This is a genomic window from Flavobacterium sp. PS2 (assembly GCF_046250155.1).
In the GTDB taxonomy this organism is placed as follows: domain Bacteria; phylum Bacteroidota; class Bacteroidia; order Flavobacteriales; family Flavobacteriaceae; genus Flavobacterium.
In genome coordinates this window covers 5,464,924-5,485,766 of the sequence record NZ_CP176426.1, presented here as the reverse complement: position 1 = coordinate 5,485,766, position 20,843 = coordinate 5,464,924, and the positions used below count along the sequence as shown (strand labels likewise).

The window sequence follows — 20,843 nt, the reverse complement described above, 5'->3', positions numbered from 1 at the left end:
CATATAAATTTTAAAAAAAAATTAATTTATAATTCCCTCTACTTTTGATAATGCTTCCTTAAAGTTAAAAGTTTTTGATTGTGAATTTAAGTAACCTTTTCGTGAATCATCTATTAAACGATTAATATAAAATAGCTCGCTATCAATTGACAAATTCTTAAGATTAGATTTTATCAATGATAATTCTTCTTGAATTAAAAAAAAATTGACTTTGTTCGCTGACAAATTTGAAATATAAGTAGACATAAAATTCTTCATATTAGAAAGTCCAAATTTATCTTCATTTTTCATATAGATTTTTTCGTATAATTTATGTAAGGATTTATAATTATCTATTGCACTATAACTTGTATATGAGTTCTCTCTTAGTGACGGGACATTTTCTAAATCAAGAAACAAAAAAAGATAATTTATGGCATTTATTGAATTTAACTCAAAGAGAATCGATAAAGCAGATGAAAAATAATAATTTTTATCATCTTTTGCATTACTTAGATATTGAAGTGCTTTTTGAAGACAAAAATCGGACTCAACTTTTAAATCCATCATCAGCTTTAATGATGTCCAGCACTTGTGTGAATTAAAATCATCGCAAAGATTTTTGAGTAGAGGTAAATCATTTGTTAATTGTATGTATTGTATAAGAACTTTTTCAATATTATAATTGTAGTTTTTGTTCACTAGATATTCTCCAATCTTTATGTAAGATTCTGTAAGATTATTATTTAATGCATACTGAATGTGAGAGTTTAACGATAAGGAGTAGAGATCTCCATTGTGAAGATTTTCAATAATTCTTTTATTAATTGCTTCTTCACTTTTGATCCTACTGAGAAGCTGATTTAGGTCACCATCTTGTGCAACAGTTTTATTTATATCAATAAATTCGATGCTGTTTAAAAGAAACTGTTCTGAAAAATTAAAATTAAATTTAATTACAAAATACAATATTGCCTTGAGTTTGTAATAATCATCAAGCAAATTTAAAGAGTTGAAATTTACTATTCTAATAATATTTGTAAAATCGATTTCATCTTTTGCCTTGAGGCACCATTGGTAGATAAAACGTTTATGACTTATGTTAATTTCAAAAAAAGTATTGGAATTATTTAACTGTTGGATTTGGGCTTTGATTTCTTTTATTATGAATATGTCTTCCTCAATAAAAATTCGTTCAATATCAGTATATTTCAAATTCATTTGCATATTGTGGACAATTCTACTCAGTAAAGAATAGGAAATTTCAATTCTGCTAGCATGACCATTTTCTTTATACCAATCAGTGGTAATCTGACGAATAATTGTAGGACTAATACTACCACTATATCGATTGAATATGAATTGAATTTTGGAAAGCAATAATTCTTTATCGAATAGTACGTCGAAATCTTCTTGAGGTCTCTTTCTAAACTTCTCTTTTAAATTGTCAAATTCATTTTGACTTAAATAGACTTCTACAAATTCAAAACCTCTTTCAATCATTTCATTATTAAAATATTCAGCTAGATTACGGTCTTTAGTATTACCAAGAACATTTCGATAAAAATCGAGGTTGCTACTTTCTATAATGCCATTCGCAAATTTATTTATTACTATCTCAATGGTTTCTTCATCTGTAACGGAAGCCATAAAATATCCAAAAATTTTAAAGTCCACATTTTCTGTCAGATATTCAAATAGGTTTTGTTTACTATTTCGGTTGCTTTTTAAAATTAGATCTTTAATAGTTGTTTCCCTGAAGTAGTAATTTTCTATTTCTTGAAATGACACAAATAAATTTACCAAATAATTGGAATCTAAATTTTCAAAATAACAGCATCTCTCAATAATTTCCTCAATATATTTACTGTCAATATAATTTTCTCTTGATTCATCAAAGTAATACTTCGCCAGATCAATAAAATGTGCAGATACTGTGAACCTCAATATAATTCGTTCAAGAACCCAACTTGTTCCTCTGATTACTTCATCTTTTATTTCTCTTTCTGTAATTCCTTGATCTCGCAAAAATTCCGATTTTATATACCAAAAAAAACGATCAATATTTTGATATTCCTCAATTAATGACAAAAGTGCCCTATTAATTTGCTTGCTGGTTTCGTTTTTAAATAAATAAAATATGTCATCTAAAAGATTTTCGTCATTCATGCATAGCTTTAGATCATGGATACAGTCTAAAATATGAGATTTTATCATTTCGCTATTTTCAGAATTTTGCAGTAAGTTATAAAGTGTCTTTTTTAGATCTTCTTTTCTATCTGGCGAAACAGAAAAATGGCTTAATAATTCTAATGCTGAAACTTTAACTCGAAAATGAGCATCTACACTATTAATAAATGTTAGGAGGTAATCAAAATTAATTTCACAGTTCCCAAATTCTGCAATTTCTTTTGTGTTAAAAGTTTTGCTGCTATTTATCCAATAGGTCTTATCTACGCATTCCGATTGAAAGTAATGCTGAAAAACTTTTACTTTATAGCGATCAGTTCTATTTGAGTCTGCTTTAAAAAGCAATTCTGGTTCATGTTCAATTAACCAGCTTACGAGTTCAGTGTATTTGTCATTATCGACAATATTAATTAAAAACGTTATGGTATTAAATAATGAAGGATGTGTTTTGTTTATACCATTTTCGATAAGTAAAAAACCTTTTATTTTTTCGGATGATAATTTGCTTAATGCTGTAGCGGCAAAATACTCTTGAATGTTTCTGTGTTCAAAAAAATACTTCTCTTGATTAATAAGTTTATTTAATAACGGATTTTTCTTAAAATCCTCATATTCTGTAGTGTTTTCGCCTAGAGCTATGTACAAATCTTCTTCTTCAATGATGTTGTTTTTCATTAACTCGCTTATTAATGAAATTTTCATTGACCATTTTTTGAGCCCAGGTATGTTTAAAGTAATCTTTTTTAGTTTCTCATTTTTATCGTGAGTAAATCTGTTTTGAATATATTGTTCCCAAAGAACTGTTGTGTTCTGAGGAATATGTCCTTTACTTGTTATATAATTTGCTAATATCTCTACTTGGAAAGGAGTTTTTAGAAAATTTGTAAATGAATTATGAAAATATAAAGTATCAACAATATTCCCGCATTTTTTTCTTAAGAGTTCAGTACTTTCATGAAAGTATAAATCCCGCAAATAATAGACATTAAAATTTGGTATGCCTTTTACAATACTTTCATAAACGTTCGACCTACAGCTGATTATATATTTGAATTTTTTGGAACCATTTTCATTTTGAGTAATAAAGTTTTCTAATTTGGATTTAAAATACTCTATATCAGAAATTTCGTCAATACCATCTAATATAAAAATAACTTTATTTAAATTTTCCCATCCAATTGGAAAATAGTCGGCAATCAAATCAGTTGTTGTAAAGTTTTTTAAACTTTTAAATATTGGAATAAATTTTTCATTATCTCCAGTTTTCCAATTTTGTAATGCAAATTTTTTGAGTTCCGTAGATTTGCCTATTCCAGGATTGCCAATGATAAAAATTTTGTCTTCCTTATCTAGAATTGTTGAAAGGGTTAAATTCTCTTTTTTATCTCTTTTAAAGAGAATGTTATTGTTCTGAGCATCTTCTGTAAAATATCTTTCAATATTATTTTTATCCACATTTATATAGCCAATGAATCTGTCTTTATCGGCATCTTTTATTATTATTTTCTGAAAAGGCTTTCTTGAAAAAATAATTGTCTTAAACCTTTCTATTTCTTTTTCTTCATTCACAATAAAATTAACGTCTTCTCCATATACAGATCGATAAAAATTATTGTTTAATGCAAACAATTCTTTGATGCCATTTGAAATATCAAGGGCATAGTAAGTGAATTTAAACTTTTGACTGAGAACTGGTGATAATTTTTCAGAATTATCTTCATTGCTAAAATTAGATCTTGGATTTATTGCAATGAAAAGATCATTTTCATCAAGTTCATAATTTGATTCTAAATTTAAGCCTTTCTTAATGATATTCCCAATTGATAAATCTGTCTCGTAATTTTTACATTCTATAAATATTTTTTTTTCAGAGAAATCTTTAGAGACTATAATTAAAATATCAAAACCATTTTGATTTCCAGATTTTTGAGGTCTTGCTTTAGTTACAGTAAATCCAATTTTCTCAAATAGCCATACGAAAAAATCTTTCGTTATAATTTCAAAACTGCTTCCTAATTCTTGGCTTGTCATAATAGTAGTACTTTCTTCAAATATAAATTATTTTTTTGATGGAACTACATTTCAATTCTGGTAATATTACTTCTAAAATGCCCCCGCTCTCCAAAGAATTCTTATCAAAAGCTGTACGAATATCTCCTTACTTCGCACCCATAAATAATGTTCCAAAATAAAAAAGAGACTTCAAAAGTCTCTTTTTAGAATTAATATATCTTTATAATTATTTATTAATCAATTTTTCAAGCCTCACCATCATTTCATCTTTCTCTTTCAACATACGTTCGTACAATGCAATTTTTTCTTCGTGAAGTTTTTTTAACTCTTCGATAGGATTAAAGTTGAATGTAGAGTTGGGATTTCCAACACAAGCATTATCTCCAAAAGTATTAGAAATAATATTTATTGCCTGTTCCTCATCAAAATTCTGAAAAGCTTCAACAGGAATTTTTAATGCATGTGAGATTTGATTAAGTATATCATCTTCAATTATGTCTTTTTGCTCCAGTATAGAAATTTTCTTCTGATTCCAGTCATTTCCCAGATTATAAGCCAATGCTTCTTGTTTGATGCCAAGCATTTCTCTGAAGCGTTTTACGTTTCTTCCCTGATGTATTTTCTGTTCCATAATGAATGTCAATTTTTCTGAAGGCTCAAAGATAAAGCCATTTGGATAAAAATCCTGAATTTCAAAGATAAAAAAATATCTCGTAAAACATCTCTTTTGTCAGATATTATACCAATTTCATTTATGTTTTACTCCAATGTTTTCTGATATAATACCGATGTAATAGGAAAATAGTTACCATGCAATGGGACTATATTGAGTATACAATCGGTATTATATCCGTATTAGGAATAGATTATCCTTTGGGAAGAATAGAGCTTTGCCGGAGAATTTTTAATCTCCTTAGTATGAAAAAAAATAAAAGATTCTTCGAAACTAGATTTTGGGCAGGGGTTGAGGCGGGAAATCCATTTAAGGCTATTGATGCCTTTTTTGACTTTGAAGATCTTGATTATTATAAACAGACTTTAACCGAAGCGGTAATTTATAGCTATAAAAGAAAAGTCTACAAACAGGACAATCCATCCGATGTTTTTGTCTTTTATACTATTATTAATTCTTTTCTCAAAATCTGTTACTGCCTAAAACAGAAAAGTAAAAAATGGAAAGTTACAGCGTCTTTGCACTCTGAAACTGTATTTCATCTTACTTCCCTAACGAAGGAAGAATACGATAATCCTTTTATTGTATTTCAAAATGCATTTGATGAAAAAAGGCTGGAAGAATTTGAATTGTTTTTATGTCTAATCCTGGAACTCTCCTTGTCTCCCAATGCCGGAGATGCTGAATCTGACCTAACGACGCCCTATATTCATTTAATCAAAATGCTGGATGCGGTGGAATTAATAAGAGAAAGGGGTGTTGAGAAAATCAAAAAAAGAATCAGATTGATGTTGTAACGGAATAAAATATTCCTTATTCAAGCTTTAGAATACTAATCTGTTTAACCGCAAAGGTTTATCATTATGCATCTTATTTTTTAACGCAGAGAACGCAAAGATTTTCACAGAGTTCACTAAGATTTAAGTTGTGTTTAGACAATTTAAGTACGCAAAGCTTTGTGTTTGGAGGTTTGGGGTAATGTCATTAAGTTATGAAAAATGGTTTTTAATACTGTATCGGATAAATCTCTCGCAAAGCCGCGAAGTGGCAAAGAAAGCATGTGTAAATAGCTTTTTAAACCATTTTCTCCAGGATTTGAAGAAAATTGTTGGCTTTAAAAGATCTAAAAGTCTTGCCTTCCAATAATGGTAATAATCTCTACCCGTTTATTTCCATTGATTTGGTAGTAAATAGTATCAACACCACAAACACAATAACGATATCCTTTTTTAATATGGTCGGCAGATGGAAATAAAAAAGGATTTCCCTCTATTTTATCAAAACAATCGTAAAACATATTAAAATAGTTATCAGCTAGATCAATGCCAAACTTACTAACACCGTAATAATAAATTCTTTTTAAATCTTCTTTGGCTTCGCTACTCAAATAATAGCTATACATTAGGCAAATCTTTTTTAAATTCGGCTAACATTTCTTCTCTAGTTTGTTTTTTTGCAAAACCACTTTTTTCTCCCTTATCTATTTTAGATCTCACAAACTCATAGTATTCTTCTTGTGAACGAGCTTGTTTAATCAAATAGTTAATAGCTTCACTTTTACTACTAAACTCTTCTGTGTTAACCTGATTTTTCAACCATTCTTCATTAGGAGCAGTTAATGTTATACTTTGTCGTGTCATAATAATAAAAAGCTTTAGTTTGGTGTAAATTTACACCAAAACTTTGAAATGGAAATTATTAAATAATAAAAAGGCATAAAAAAAATCCCATTTCGTAAGAAATGGGATTTTTTGTGACCTCGACTGGATTCAAACCAGTAACCTCTTGAGCCGTAATCAAGTGCGCTATTCAGTTGCGCCACGAGGCCTTTTTTAGTTTTCAATTGGCTAATTTTTCGTAGCTTTGTTGAGCACTTATTGCGGGTGCAAAGATAGAAACAAATGTGAGATATACAAGCAATAAACAATAGAAAATTAAAAAAAAATGCAGATAAAAAATTACATCCGTGATATTCAAGACTTTCCAAAAGAGGGGATTTTATTTAAAGATATCACTCCGCTCTTAAATGATCCAATTGCCAGAGAAGAATGTCTTCAGATTTTATTAGATTCTTTAAAAGGACAAAAAATCGACAAGGTAATAGGAGCAGAAAGTCGTGGTTTTTTCTTCGGAATGCTATTGGCGCAAAAATTAAATGCAGGTTTTGTACCTGTAAGGAAACCCAAAAAGCTACCTTATAAAGTAATTTCGGCAGAATACGATTTAGAATACGGTACAGATTCGTTAGAAATGCATATTGATGCAATAAAAAAAGGAGACAAAGTATTAATTCACGACGATGTGTTGGCTACAGGAGGAACTGCTAAGGCACTTTGTGATTTAGTTATTGAACTAGGTGGAGAAATTGTACAATGTAATTTTTTAATGGAGCTATCTTTTTTAAACGGAAGAGAAAAGATAAAGGAAAATCCTATTTTTGCTGCTATAACATATTAGAGTAATTCTACACAAGCATTAAAAACATAAATTAACCAAATGAAAGTATTTTATTCGTTAGCCTTATTTACATTATTAATTTCTTGCAAAGATAATAACGACGTAGCCACCAAAGCAGATTCGATTTCTCAAAAGGAAGTTCCAAACACAAAGGATACTATTAATAAAATACCCAGCGAGTTTAAAAGTGAAATACGTCCAAGCGAAAAATTAAAACTACAACAAGTATATACTGATGTAGCCGAATATGCAGGGTTTAATGAAGGTGGAGATTATTCATATGTTAAAATTAAAAAGAATAACAAGATAACATTTTTAACGTCTAACTTAACTTCTGAGGAAGAACTTAAATATACTCTGGGTGATATTTATGAATTTAAATGGAAGATTGATAGTGTCTTTATTTCAGGAGATGGAGAAACACGAGATTTTACAGAATGGTTCGTAAGCGCTAAAAAAGTTAAAGACGGAAGTGTAACTCTATTCAGAAAAAAATATCCTAAACCAATAAAATATTATTGGGCAGAGGAGGAGGATAAGTACTCAACCGAGTTTAAAGATTACTTATACACTTTAGTCGAATACTATTTAGCAAATTCTAAAAGTGAGCTCGTAAAAGCAAATTTAAAAGATCCTAATTTAAATCTGACTTACTCAATAGAAGATAGAGAAGAGGAGGGGCATTCTTATACGGTTTTAGGCATCGCTAATGAATTTGAAAATCGTACGAGTATAATGCAATGGTTATATGTAGATAATGCAACCAGAGTCTTATATGAATATGATCTACCAAATGAAAAATTAATAGAGTTTAAGTAATAAAAAATCCGCTAGAGAATTAAATATTCTTTCTAGCGGATTTCTTTTATAATTCAACTTTTAACTATCGTAAGGTTGCCCCAAGTTCAGTTTCAAAGTTTTGTTGCAATTTACTCATGATTTTATCAATTTGAGCATCTGTAAGCGTTTTTGTGTTATCCTGAATGGTAAAGCTTAACGCGTATGATTTCTTGCCTTCAGGAAGGTTTTTACCTTCGTACACATCAAATAGATTTACATCTTTTAATAAAGATTTTTCTGTTTGCTTAGCAAGATTGTAAATACTATCGTAAGTAACATTTTTATCAATTAATAAAGCTAAATCTCTGCGTACTTCTGGATATTTCGGAATTTCGGTATATTTTATTTTACCTGTAATTATTTTCAAAATTAAATCCCAGTTAAAATCAGCATAAAAAACTTCTTGTTTTATTCCGAAGTGCTTTAAGATTGATTTTTTTACCACTCCCATTTCAACCAAAGTATCATGACCATATCCAATGGCAGCACCTTCAGAAAACACATCTGATTGTGTTGGAATATTAAGGATTTTATCAATTCCTAATCTAGAGATTACACCTTTTACATATCCTTTTAATAAAAAGAAATCTGTAGATTGTAATCCATTAGTCCAAGTCTCTTTATTTCTGTTTCCAGTAATAAACAAAGTAAGGTGTTTATGTTCTTCATAACCATTAAGAAATTTATGGTATGATTTTCCAAATTCAAATAATTTTAAATCTGAGTTTTTTCTGTTGACATTATATGAGATTGCTTCTAATCCTGAAAACAATAATGATTGACGCATTACTGATAAATCATTACTTAATGGATTCAATATAGTCACATTATGCTCTTCTTTTAATAGTGTCGAAAGATTAGCATAAGCAGCTGTTGTTAATGAATTGGCCATCATTTCATGAAAACCTTGTGAATTCAGTTGAGCTGCAATACTATTTTGTACTTTATAATCTTCTGTTCTTGGCGAATTTGCAACAGTCGCATTGAATTTTTTAGAGAAATTAATATTGTTATATCCGTAAACTCTTAAGATTTCTTCGATAACATCAATTTCGCGTTGCACATCTACACGGTAAGCAGGAATTGTTAATCCTAAACCAGCTTCAGAAACACTATTAACTTTAATATCCAGAGATACTAATATCTTTTTAATGGTATCTTTTGGAATTTCTTGTCCAATAATTTTTGAAACATGGCTGAAATTTAAAAACACAGAGAAATCTTCAATCTTCTTTTGGTAAATCTCAACAATATCAGAAGTTATTTCTCCTCCAGCAATTTCTTTTATCAATAAAGCAGCACGTTTTAATGCATACGCAGTAATAGATGGATCAATACCTCTTTCAAATCTAAAAGACGCATCTGTATTTAATTGATGTCTTTTAGCCGATTTACGAACGCTTACAGGATTAAAGTAAGCACTTTCTAAAAATATAGAAGTCGTTGTATCTGTTACACCAGATTTTTTCCCTCCAAAAACCCCTGCAATACACAACGGACCTTTTTCGTCACAAATCATTAAATCTTCCTGGTGCAAAGTTCTTTCAACATCATCTAGTGTTACAAATTTAGTACCTGCTGGAAGCGTTTTTACAATTATTTTTCCGTTGATTTTACTAGCATCAAATGCATGCAAAGGTTGCCCTAATTCATGTAGCACATAGTTTGTAACATCAACAATATTATTTTTTGGAGTAATCCCAATAGCTTTTAATCTGTTTTGCAACCAGCTCGGAGATTCATTTATTGTAATTCCAGAAATAGTAACACCACAATATCTAGGTGCCAAAGATGGTTCTTCGACATTAACATCAATTTTTAAAGTTCGCATGTCAACTCTAAAATTACTAACCGATGGAGTAATTAATTCTACGTTTACACCACTTTGTAATAATCCCGCACGTAAATCACGTGCAGTACCAAGATGGCTCATTGCATCGGCACGGTTAGGAGTTAATCCTATTTCGAAAACTTCGTCATTTTCTATATTAAAAACTTCTGCTGCAGGAGTTCCTGGTTTCAAAGCTTCGTCTAAGACCATAATTCCATCATGACCAGTTCCTAAACCTAATTCGTCTTCGGCGCAAATCATACCGTGGCTTTCCTGTCCGCGTATTTTTCCTTTTTTGATAGTAAAAGATTCTCCGTTTTTATCGTATAAAACAGTACCAATAGTAGCAACTGGCACTTTCTGTCCAGCAGCAACATTAGCTGCCCCACATACAATTTGTACAGGATGTTCTAAACCTAAATCTACAGTTGTAACTTTTAATCGGTCAGCATCAGGGTGCTGTACACAGGTTAATACATGTCCAACAACAATACCTTCTAATCCTCCTTTTATCGATTGGTATTTTTCAACCACTTCTACTTCAAGACCAAGGTCAGTAAGCAAAGCAGATGTTTCTTCGGATTTCCAATCTATTTTAATGAATTGTTTTAACCAGTTGTAAGATATTTTCATTTGAGTAATATTATTCTTGAATAAGTTTACAAATATAAGGATTGCACATTGTAGTAGGAAACAATTTATTTGGTTTTTTACAGCTGTTTTTACTTTATTATAAATCAATATTTTTTGAATATACTTTATTTTTTATGGTAATATTTTACTAATAGAGTATTAAATTTTAGTTATAAAAGAGAATCTGCATTTTTTGTGCTATCAGATGAATGAATTGTGCTATTCTTTACAAGAGAATGAAAGTAAATTTGAAATGAATCCAAAAAAAATATTTTTATGAGTACTCTAGCAAAAAGACCTGACTTTAAGGCAAAATACGATAATTACATTGGTGGAAAATTTGTAGCACCTATAAAAGGAGAATATTTTGATGTGCTTTCTCCAATAGATGGTAAAGTCTTTACAAAAGCAGCCCATTCTGGCAAAGAAGATATTGATCTGGCTGTAGATACAGCGTATGAAGCATTTAAAACCTGGGGGAAAACCTCAGTAACAGAGCGTAGTATTTTACTAAATAAGATTGCTCAAAAAATAGAAGACAATCTAGAATATATTGCAACTGTAGAAACAATTGATAACGGAAAACCAATCCGTGAAACCTTAGCAGCCGATATTCCATTGGCAATAGATCATTTCAGATATTTTGCAGGAGTAATCCGTGCCGAAGAAAGTTCGATTGCCGAACTAGATTCACAAACAGTTTCTATCGCATTAAGCGAACCATTAGGGGTAGTTGCTCAAATTATTCCTTGGAATTTCCCGATATTAATGGCAATTTGGAAAATAGCTCCGGCACTTGCAGCGGGAAATACAATTGTTTTAAAACCTGCCGAGAGCACACCGATTTCTATATTAGTATTAATGGAACTTATAGGAGACATTCTTCCTCCAGGAGTTTTAAATATTGTAAATGGTTTTGGTGCCGAACTAGGGCGTCCGTTAGTTACCAATAAAAAAGTTTCTAAAGCAGCGTTTACAGGTTCTACAACAACAGGACGATTAGTAATGCAATATGCTACCGAAAATATTATTCCGGTTACATTAGAATTAGGCGGAAAATCACCAAATATTTTCTTCCCATCTATTGCCGATCATGACGATGATTTCTTTGATAAAGCCATAGAAGGAGCTGTTTTATTTGCATTGAACCAAGGAGAAATCTGTACATGCCCTTCACGATTATTAGTTCATGAAGATATCTATGATAAATTTATTAAAAGAGTAATCGAAAGAACTGAGGCGATTATTGCTGGAAATCCACTGGATAAAACAACCATGATTGGTGCACAGACTTCGATAGTGCAAAAAGAAAAAATCCTTTCTTATATAAAATTAGGAAAAGAAGAAGGCGCAGAATTACTTACTGGTGGTGTAGAAAATAACCTGGGAGGAGACTTAGAAGGTGGTTATTACATTAAGCCAACTTTGTTTAAAGGAAATAATAAAATGAGAATTTTTCAGGAAGAAATTTTCGGACCAGTTCTAGCTGTTACTACTTTTAAAACTACCGAAGAAGCTATTGCTATTGCAAATGATACAATGTACGGTTTAGGCGCGGGAGTCTGGACACGTGATGCACACGAAATTTATCAGGTTCCGAGAGCAATTCAAGCCGGTCGTGTTTGGATAAATCAGTACCATTCTTATCCTGCAGGCGCACCATTTGGAGGTTACAAACAATCCGGAATAGGTCGCGAAAATCACAAAATGATGTTGGGGCAATACCGCCAAACCAAAAACATGTTGATTTCTTATGATAAAAAGAAATTAGGTTTCTTTTAAAGAATTGTATAAACCAAAGAGCAATAAACTATTAATTATTGCTCTTGCAAATAAATAAAATTATGTTGCCAAAAACAATGAAAGCCGCAGTTGTAAGAGAATTTGGTTCTCTTTTGAAGATTGAAGAAGTCGAAGTTAAGCGACCAGGTAAAAACGAAATCCTTGTAAAAGTCATTGCAAGCGGAGTTTGTCATACCGATTTACACGCCATAGAAGGGGATTGGCCCGTAAAACCCAAAATGCCATTAATTCCAGGACATGAAGCCGTGGGCTATGTTGTTGCGCTAGGTCAGGATGTAAAAAATGTAAAAGAAGGCGATGCTGTTGGCGTACCATGGCTTTATAGTGCCTGTGGAGGATGTGATCAATGTATTACAGGTTGGGAAACCTTATGCGATACGCAACAAAATGGTGGTTATAGTGTAGATGGTGGGTTTGCCGAATATGTAATTGCCGATGCAAGATATGTTGGACTTTTACCATCAAATGTCAATTTTATGGAAATGGCTCCCATACTTTGTGCTGGAGTAACGGTGTACAAAGGACTTAAAGAAACTGAGGTTAAACCAGGAGAATGGGTAGCAATTTCAGGAATTGGAGGATTAGGTCACGTTGCTGTACAATACGCCAAAGCAATGGGAATGCATGTTGCAGCAATAGATGTTGCTGATGATAAACTTGATTTGGCTAAAAGACTTGGAGCCGATTTAGTAGTAAACGCAAAAAATCAAAATCCTGGAGAATTCTTAAAAAAGGAAGTTGGTGGAATGCATGGGGCATTAATAACCGCCGTTTCTCCAATAGCATTCAAGCAAGGACTTGAAACTTTAAGACGAAAAGGTACAATGGCTCTTAACGGTCTTCCTCCAGGAAACTTTGATTTATCAATCTTTGATACTGTTTTAAACAGAATTACAATTCGCGGTTCGATTGTAGGTACACGTAAAGACATGAAAGAAGCAATAGAATTTGCTGTAGAAGGAAAAGTAAAAGCAACAATTACTCCCGCAAGATTAGAAGATGTCAATGATGTTTTTGACAAAATGAAAAAAGGACAAATTGAGGGTAGGGTAGTACTTGAGATTGCAAAACCATAATTAAATCATGAAAGCAACAAACTTTATAATTATAAAGTTTGTTGCTTTTTTTAAATACAAAATCATGATAAAAAGAATCGATGCCACAGATAAAGCCATAGAATTGATAAATATATTAAAAGAAAAACACGGTGATTTAATGTTTTATCAAGCCGGAGGATGTTGTGAAGGTACACAACCGCAATGCTTTGAAAAAGGAGGTTTTTACCAACGAATGGGAGATGTATGTATTGGTACAATCGAAGATACAGAATTTTGGGTAGACAAAGATTTATTCGAATATTGGAAACATGCCCATTTTACTCTCAATGTAATTGATGCTTTTGGCGTGGGCGGATTTTCATTGGAAACACCATTAAAGAAAACATTCCAGATAGAATACCGAATTTTCACTGAAGATGAGGAGAAAGATTTGGAACCGATTAGAATTATTTCATGAGGTACTAAGGTTCTGAGGGACAAAGGTTCAAAGGTTTTCCGTAGGAGGCGCACAGCAGTGCGTCTTTTTTTTGCATAACAATTGTCGAGCTACTTGCGGAGACCCTTCCTAGGTCAGGGTGACAAGATTGTGGTTGTATTGTGGGAAAGTTTTTCTATAACAAGATAGATGGTTCACGTTTCGATAAGAAACCTTAGCGCCTCAGAACCTTTGTCTCTTAGCACCTTTTTTTTAACCTTAGAACCTTTGTAACTTTGTACCTTCCTTAAATTCTCGAGCTACTTGTGGAGACCCTTCCTACGTCAGGGTGACAAGTTTGTGGTTATGTATCACTAAAATTTCTTTATAACAAGATAGATTGGTTCCCGTTTCTATAAGAAACCTTAGCGCCTCAGAACCTTTGCCTCTTTGCACCTTTTCTCAGAACCTTAGTACCTCAGAGCCTTTGTACCTTAAAAGACTAATTAATAAACAACAACTGATATTGCTTTGGTGTAATACCTTCATATTTTTTAAATAATCGGATGAAATAATTAGCGTCTCCAAATCCTGATAAATAGCAAACTTCATTAATTTGTATGGAAGGATTCTTCAATAAATTTTTGGCACATTTTATTTTCTCATTCAATATATATTCTATCGGACTCATTCCTAGTTCTCTCTTAAAAAAACGATAGAACGAAGCTGTACTCATACACGCTTTATCACTCAGGCTTTTTAAATTCATGTTTTCCTTTAAATTCTGCTTGATGAATTCTGTAACCTCTTTTATTGGATTATTTGCTTGAATTACAGTTCCTTCATCAATAGATTTTACCGTTTGAGTTTGTATTATTCGAATCAATAATTCTTTCAAGGTCAAATCTGCCAAAACATCTTTGGTTATCGAGGTGCTCATACATTCTTTTATAAGCTTATTGATTGTAGTAGCCATATCGACATTATTATAAAAGAAATAATTCTGATAATTTAATTGCCAATACATATCCTTTCCTTCTTTTGGATATCGCTCGTTTAAGAAATTTAAAGTGTCTATAATTTTAGATTGCTCAATTGCCAGAGCCAAACATTGTGTAGGGTTGTTTCTTGTAGCATCTGGAAAATCGATTTTCATTTCTACATTTGCAGGAACTACAACAGTTTCTCCTGGTAAATAATCAAATTCGGGATCATCAAAGAGATGCATTATTTTTTTTCCTCTCAACATACTTGTAACAACCAAATCATCAAACTTTAAAGGAACTAAAGTAGATGATTCGTATGTTTCGAAAATATTTAACTCACAATGATTCAAGTTATAAATTGTCCTGTTTTCTACAAGAGTTTTTAACGATTTCTCTTTTGATAGTTGAAGTGGATTGATTAAATAACGTTGATTATTCATTGCTTTTTAAATTTTAAGACGGAACTTTAAATTTAAGCAAAATAATTATAAGAAGAGTAGATTTAACGTTTAATTAAATCAACTCTTCGACATGTTTCTTAATGTTTTCGGCTATTTTTTTGGTCGGTAAATCATTTTCATCATCACCAAACGGATCTTCAATTTCCTCTGCAATAAGCTCCAAACTTGCCAATACATAAAAAACAAAAACAACTACAGGAGCAACATAATACCCTAAGCTAATAGAATAACCAAAAGGCAAAGTCATAATGTAAAAGAAAATGAATTTTTTGATAAACGCACTGTAAGAGTAGGGAATAGGCGTGTTTTTAATTCTTTCGCAAGCTCCACAAACATCTGTAAACGCTTGCAATTCATCATTTAAAATAATGAGTTGTTCACCAGATATTTTTTTAGCATCGTATAAATCATTTATTTTATGAAATATGATTCTCTTTACCTGATTTGGCTTGTGTTTGTGGTGATCTATTTCTAAATCTACGTCTTCAAAAAGTTGTTTACTTGTTTCTGAATCATGCAAATGCTTATGCAAAATATCAGCATATAGCGGAATGAATTTTCTGAAAAATTTTCTATCATTTTCATCTTTTAGCATAGCCGAAAGTTTAATAGCAAGATTTCGGCTATTATTTACAAGACTTCCCCATAACTTTCTTCCTTCCCACCAGCGATCATATGCCGTATTTGTCCTAAAAACTAATAGTAACGAAATTACAAAACCTAACATTCCGTGCATAATTGGAATATTCTGAACATAATCGTTTTTAGTTATTTTAAAATAATAAATTTCAAGATAACCAACAGTTGACGCGTATATTGCAATAGCAATCATGATAGGAAACAACTTCCTAACAGTATCTGATTTATGAAAATGAAAAATAAAAGTAAACCAGTCTTTCGTATTGTATGATATCATTTGCTATATGTTTGAAACAAATTTAGTTTAAAAACTAATATTTCCGGCTAATTCTTTTAATGCAATTTCAGATAATTTTGCTTCAAATTGTGCATTGCTGTAGCGCACTTTTGCATTTACATAATTAAGCTGAGCTGTTCTAAACTCAAGTGTTGTAATAGTTCCTATACGGAATTTATCTAGTGTAATATCTAAGTTTTGTTTAGCTATTACTTCGTTATTTTCTTCAAGATTTATCAACTCCAAATTTGTTAAATATGTTTGATAAGCCGTTGCTAATTGCGTACTCAATACTTGATTTTGTTGTTCTAAAGCAAATTTAGTATTCTCAATTTCAAGCTTAGACGTTTTTTCATTTCTATGTTGATTAAAACCATCAAATACGTTTAAAGATGCGCTAAAACCATAATTTAATCCTCGGGAAGTTGATTCACTTGTAAATCCTAAACTAGAATGACTTTCAGAAAAATTATATCCTGTATTTAATTTTACAGTAGGATAGCGATTTGCTTTTACTTGCTTTAATTGTAATTCGGCAATTCTTAAATTAATAATTTGCGATTCTAATTGTGGATTTTGTTTCTTGGCTAATTCTAATAAATTATCCAAAATCAATGTATTATCTACCGTAACATCATCCATAACCCTGAAATCAATTTTAGAATCTCGAGCTAAAATTTGATTTAATAATATCTTGGCATTTGCATATGATTCTTTCTGTCTCAATAATGTAACCTGATCTGTGTTTAAATCTACCTGAGCATTTAATACCTCTAATTTTGAAGCTTTTCCAATAGTAAATCGGTTTTGTGCCAAAGTCAACCTTTGCTTAGAAATTACAATCGTAGTATCTAATGCTGCTAATTGTTGTTGTTGCTGAACCAAATCGTAGTAAGTAGAATTAACCTGTCCTACTTTTACTAAAATGGTACGTCGCAATTCGGCATCACCTAATTTCTGAAGTTCTTTAAGTTGATCTAATTGAGCAAACATTCTCATACCATCAAATATCGTCCAGTCTAATCCCACACCGTAATTTAAACTGTTGTTTTTTGCGTTGTTCAATGAAGTTGATGTTCCGTCCTGGCGTGTTTGCGAGCTATTTTGTATGCTGTTATTATCTACAACAGTAGCTGTTACTGTTGGTAACATCCCTGCATTTCCTATTGTAGCATTGGTCTCGCTAATTTTTAAATTATTTGACGCAATTTTTATTTCAAAATTATTGTCTAATGCTATTTTTACTGCGTTTTCTATGGTAAGAACTTCTTGTGCATTGCTTTTTGCAATACAAAAAAGAAACAAAACCAAGCATTTAAATAGAGTTTTAGTGTACATCATTTTTTATTTTTATTACCACAAATCAGCCATTAAATTTTTGTTTAAAAGCGATTTGTGGTTCCTATTTTTATTTAAAGTGAGTTTTGAGATTATTTATTACTATCTCTTTCATATTCTTCGATATGATCAAACTCAGGGTAATGTTTACGTGCTTTAGACCACATTAAATACATGGCAGGAATTACAAATAAAGTAAGTACTAAGGAGAAAATTGTTCCTCCCACAATTACAACTCCCATACCTATACGGCTTGTAGAAGCTGCTCCAAGAGACATTGCAATTGGTAATGCTCCTAATGCAATAGCCAAACTCGTCATTAAGATTGGTCTAAGTCGCGCTTCTGAAGCTTCTAGTATTGCTTCTAATTTTGGCTTGCCTTGTTCTCGTAATTGGTTGGCAAACTCCACAATTAAGATACCATTCTTGGTAACAAGACCAATAAGCATTACGGTACCAATCTGGCTAAAGATATTCCAAGTTTGGTTAAATAACCATAAAGAGAATAATGCTCCAGCAACTGCCATTGGCACAGTTAATATGATAATAAACGGATCTATAAAACTTTCAAATTGAGCCGATAATATCAAGAAGATTAATAATAAAGCCAATCCAAATGCAAATGAAGTATTCGAACTACTCTCCACAAAATCTCGCGATTCTCCACCTAAATCAGTTGTAAAAGTATCATCCAGAACTTTAGCTTTTATCTCGTTCATAGCATCGATACCGTCGCTAATACTTTTGCCTGGAGCTAAACCAGCCGAAACTGTAGCCGACATATATCTGTTATTATGATACAATTGTGGCGGATTGCTTTGTTCTTCAATCGTAACTACGTTATCCATTTGGATTAATTGCCCCTTTTTGTTTTTTACAAACATCGAAGTTAAATCCAATGGTTTCGAACGGTCTTTTTGGTCAAATTGTCCAATTACCTGATATTGTTTTCCGTTTTTAATAAAATATCCAAAACGTTGTCCACTTAAAGAAAGCTGTAATGTTTGTGCAATATCGATAATAGAAATACCTAAACTTTCGGCTTTTTCACGATCGATACTTACATTAATTTCGGGTTTATTAAATTTTAAGTTCACATCTGTAACCGAAAAAGTATCATTTTTATTGGCTTCGTCCATAAACAACGGAATTTTTTCTCGTAGTTTTTCGAAGGTTGGTGCCTGAATAATATACTGTATTGGCAATCCTCCACGTCTATTTACAGCAATTGTAGGCTGCTCTGTTACCGAGGTTTTTGCTTCAGAATATTTTTTTGTCCATTTTGTTAATTTCTCTGCAATTTCTTTTTGAGAACGGGTTCTTTCGTTTGGTTCTTTAAGTGCAATCCTAACTCTACCGCTGTTTACAGATGATGATCCAAAACCTGGTGAAGTGATTACCAAACTTACTTTTTTCTCCGGAATGGAGTCATCAATAAGTTGTCCTAACTCTTGCATAAAACGATCTGTATATTCGTATGAAGAGCCTTCGGGAGTTGTTACACTTAAAACTAATGCGCTTCTATCATCATAAGGAGCAGTTTCTTTTGGTAAAATACTGAAGAACAGATAAATTAATCCAAAACAAATGGCAATAATAGGAAAGCTCAACCATTTTCTTTTCATAAAACGGGTTAAAGCATCAGCATATCCTTTATTTAAACTTTCGAAATAAGGTTCTGTTTTAAGATAAAAATTCGATTTCTTTTGTTCGCCACCCTTCATTAAATAAGCATTTAACATAGGTGTTAAAGTCAAGGACACAAAAGCCGAAATTAATACTGCCGCTCCAATGACGACACCAAACTCTCGAAACAATCGACCAACGAATCCCTCTAAAAAGATTACTGGTAAGAATACTGCAGCAAGCGTTATCGAAATAGAAATTACAGCAAAGAAAATCTCATTAGATCCTTTAATTGCTGCTTCAATAGGCGACATTCCTTCTTCGACTTTCTTAAAGATATTCTCTGTTACCACAATTCCGTCATCGACCACAAGTCCCGTTGCCAAAACAATTGCAAGTAATGTTAATACGTTTATTGAGAATCCAAAAAGCCACATGATAAAAAATGTTGCTATCAAGGAAACTGGAATATCTATTAAAGGTCTAAATGCGATTGCCCAATCTCTAAAAAACAAAAAGATAATCAAGATAACTAGAACAATCGATATCAATAATGTTTCGGCAACTTCCAAGACAGATTTTTTTACAAAAAGTGTACTGTCTATCGCAATATCAAGCTTAATATCTTTAGGTAAATCTTTCTTTAAGGCATCGTATTTTTTATAAAATTCTTTGGAGATATCAAGGTAATTAGCTCCTGGCATAGGCACAATCGCAAGACCAATCATAGGAAGTCCCGATTGGCTCAATTTTGTTTCGGTATTTTCAGGACCCAATTCGGCATTACCAACATCGCTAAAGCGAACTATTTTTTCGCCTTCTGAACGAATAATAATATTATTAAACTCTTCAGGTTTAGATAAATTTCCAACCGTTTTTACTGTAAGTTCTGTATTGTTTCCTGTTAGTTTTCCAGAAGGTAACTCAACATTTTGTGCATTTAAGGCATTACGAACTTCTGATACTGTACAACCATACGCAGCTAGTTTTATAGGATCAATCCATAAACGCATGGCGTAACGTTTTTGTCCCCAAATTTGAACTGCACTTACTCCTGGAATTGTTTCTAATCGCTGCGAAATAACATTCTCTGCATAATCACTCAGTTCAAGCGCACTTCGTGTATCACTTTGAACTGTCATCGAAATTATAGATTCTCCATTGGCATCAGCCTTAGAAACAACAGGCGGAGCATCTATATCCTGAGGTAAACTTCTAACGGCTTGTGATACTTTATCACGAACATCGTTTGCCGCTTCTTCTAGATTTTTATCTAGATTAAACTCGATTGTAATATTACTACTTCCTTGTACACTCGACGAAGTAATGTTTCTAATTCCGTCAATCGCATTAATTGCTTTTTCAAGAGGTTCAGTAATTTGAGATTCTATAATGTCTGAATTTGCTCCTGTATAATTAGTACGTACAGAAACTTGTGCCGGATCAATAGACGGAAACTCTCTTACGCCTAAAAAGCTATATCCAATAAGACCAAACAATACAATTGCAAGATTTAATACAATTGTTAATACTGGTCTTCTTATACTTGTGGTTGATAAACTCATATGAGATTTATGATTTTAGTCCCGATAACTATCAGGATTAGATTTTAAAATAATGAAAA

15 protein-coding genes and 1 tRNA gene are annotated in these 20,843 nt (G+C 31.8%); 6 read left to right on the top strand and 10 right to left on the bottom strand.

The annotated features are described in order from the left end of the window. Positions 1-21 precede the first annotated feature (21 nt). Both ACJ6WR_RS23455 and ACJ6WR_RS23450 read right to left on the bottom strand, forming a co-directional pair. On the bottom strand, positions 22-4,200 hold the full coding sequence (locus ACJ6WR_RS23455; protein WP_409416675.1) for an NACHT domain-containing protein: 4,179 nt from the start codon (positions 4,198-4,200) through the stop codon (positions 22-24). A 208-nt stretch (positions 4,201-4,408) separates the two neighbouring features. Further along, positions 4,409-4,813, bottom strand: coding sequence for a helix-turn-helix transcriptional regulator (locus ACJ6WR_RS23450; protein WP_086896000.1), 405 nt, complete (start codon positions 4,811-4,813; stop codon positions 4,409-4,411). Positions 4,814-5,100: 287 nt separating this feature from the next. Here ACJ6WR_RS23450 and ACJ6WR_RS23445 point away from each other — a divergent pair, with 287 nt between their 5' ends. After that, on the top strand, positions 5,101-5,652 hold the full coding sequence (locus tag ACJ6WR_RS23445; protein WP_086896003.1) for a hypothetical protein: 552 nt from the start codon (positions 5,101-5,103) through the stop codon (positions 5,650-5,652). Positions 5,653-5,978: 326 nt separating this feature from the next. Here the strand turns inward: ACJ6WR_RS23445 and ACJ6WR_RS23440 are convergent, their stop codons facing one another. The 3 genes from ACJ6WR_RS23440 to ACJ6WR_RS23430 form a co-directional block, all read right to left on the bottom strand. Further along, positions 5,979-6,257 (bottom strand): type II toxin-antitoxin system RelE/ParE family toxin, encoded by a 279-nt coding sequence (locus tag ACJ6WR_RS23440; RefSeq protein ID WP_039118580.1) that lies wholly within the window; start codon positions 6,255-6,257, stop codon positions 5,979-5,981. Continuing rightward, positions 6,250-6,495, bottom strand: a complete 246-nt coding sequence (locus ACJ6WR_RS23435; protein WP_039118581.1) for a CopG family transcriptional regulator — start codon at positions 6,493-6,495, stop codon at positions 6,250-6,252. Before ACJ6WR_RS23435 ends, ACJ6WR_RS23440 begins: the two co-directional genes overlap by 8 nt. Positions 6,496-6,609: 114 nt before the next feature. After that, positions 6,610-6,683: transfer RNA gene (locus ACJ6WR_RS23430), tRNA-Arg, on the bottom strand. A 116-nt stretch (positions 6,684-6,799) separates the two neighbouring features. Between ACJ6WR_RS23430 and ACJ6WR_RS23425 the strand changes: the two genes are divergently transcribed. Beyond that, positions 6,800-7,312, top strand: a complete 513-nt coding sequence (locus ACJ6WR_RS23425) for an adenine phosphoribosyltransferase (RefSeq protein ID WP_086895999.1) — start codon at positions 6,800-6,802, stop codon at positions 7,310-7,312. Between the two features lie 39 nt (positions 7,313-7,351). Further along, a complete protein-coding gene (locus ACJ6WR_RS23420) occupies positions 7,352-8,131 on the top strand; it encodes a hypothetical protein (RefSeq protein ID WP_086895998.1) in 780 nt (259 codons plus the stop codon). Between the two features lie 64 nt (positions 8,132-8,195). Here the strand turns inward: ACJ6WR_RS23420 and pheT are convergent, their stop codons facing one another. After that, positions 8,196-10,616, bottom strand: coding sequence for a phenylalanine--tRNA ligase subunit beta (gene pheT, locus ACJ6WR_RS23415; protein ID WP_086895997.1), 2,421 nt, complete (start codon positions 10,614-10,616; stop codon positions 8,196-8,198). A gap of 276 nt (positions 10,617-10,892) precedes the next feature. On the opposite strand from pheT, the gene ACJ6WR_RS23410 reads away from it, so the two are divergent. From ACJ6WR_RS23410 to ACJ6WR_RS23400, 3 genes are all read left to right on the top strand, one after another. Next, a complete protein-coding gene (locus ACJ6WR_RS23410; protein WP_409416674.1) occupies positions 10,893-12,398 on the top strand; it encodes an aldehyde dehydrogenase family protein in 1,506 nt (501 codons plus the stop codon). Positions 12,399-12,475: 77 nt separating this feature from the next. Further along, positions 12,476-13,495, top strand: coding sequence for an alcohol dehydrogenase AdhP (adhP, locus tag ACJ6WR_RS23405; RefSeq protein WP_409416673.1), 1,020 nt, complete (start codon positions 12,476-12,478; stop codon positions 13,493-13,495). 64 nt (positions 13,496-13,559) lie between these two features. Continuing rightward, positions 13,560-13,934: a DUF779 domain-containing protein gene (locus ACJ6WR_RS23400; RefSeq protein ID WP_039112151.1), complete on the top strand. Its 375-nt coding sequence runs from the start codon at positions 13,560-13,562 to the stop codon at positions 13,932-13,934. A gap of 460 nt (positions 13,935-14,394) precedes the next feature. Here ACJ6WR_RS23400 and ACJ6WR_RS23395 read toward each other — a convergent pair whose 3' ends face one another. The 4 genes from ACJ6WR_RS23395 to ACJ6WR_RS23380 all read right to left on the bottom strand — a co-directional run bounded on the left by ACJ6WR_RS23395 (position 14,395) and on the right by ACJ6WR_RS23380 (position 20,784). After that, a complete protein-coding gene (locus ACJ6WR_RS23395; RefSeq protein WP_409416672.1) occupies positions 14,395-15,318 on the bottom strand; it encodes an AraC family transcriptional regulator N-terminal domain-containing protein in 924 nt (307 codons plus the stop codon). A gap of 73 nt (positions 15,319-15,391) precedes the next feature. After that, entirely contained in the window at positions 15,392-16,255 is an 864-nt protein-coding gene (locus ACJ6WR_RS23390; RefSeq protein ID WP_323491416.1) for a bestrophin family ion channel, read from the bottom strand. Positions 16,256-16,282: 27 nt separating this feature from the next. Next, positions 16,283-17,593, bottom strand: coding sequence for a TolC family protein (locus ACJ6WR_RS23385; RefSeq protein ID WP_039111940.1), 1,311 nt, complete (start codon positions 17,591-17,593; stop codon positions 16,283-16,285). Positions 17,594-17,685: 92 nt separating this feature from the next. Continuing rightward, positions 17,686-20,784 carry an efflux RND transporter permease subunit gene (locus ACJ6WR_RS23380; protein WP_039111941.1) on the bottom strand — a complete coding sequence of 1,033 codons (3,099 nt, stop codon included), beginning with the start codon at positions 20,782-20,784 and terminating at the stop codon, positions 17,686-17,688. Positions 20,785-20,843: the final 59 nt, after the last annotated feature.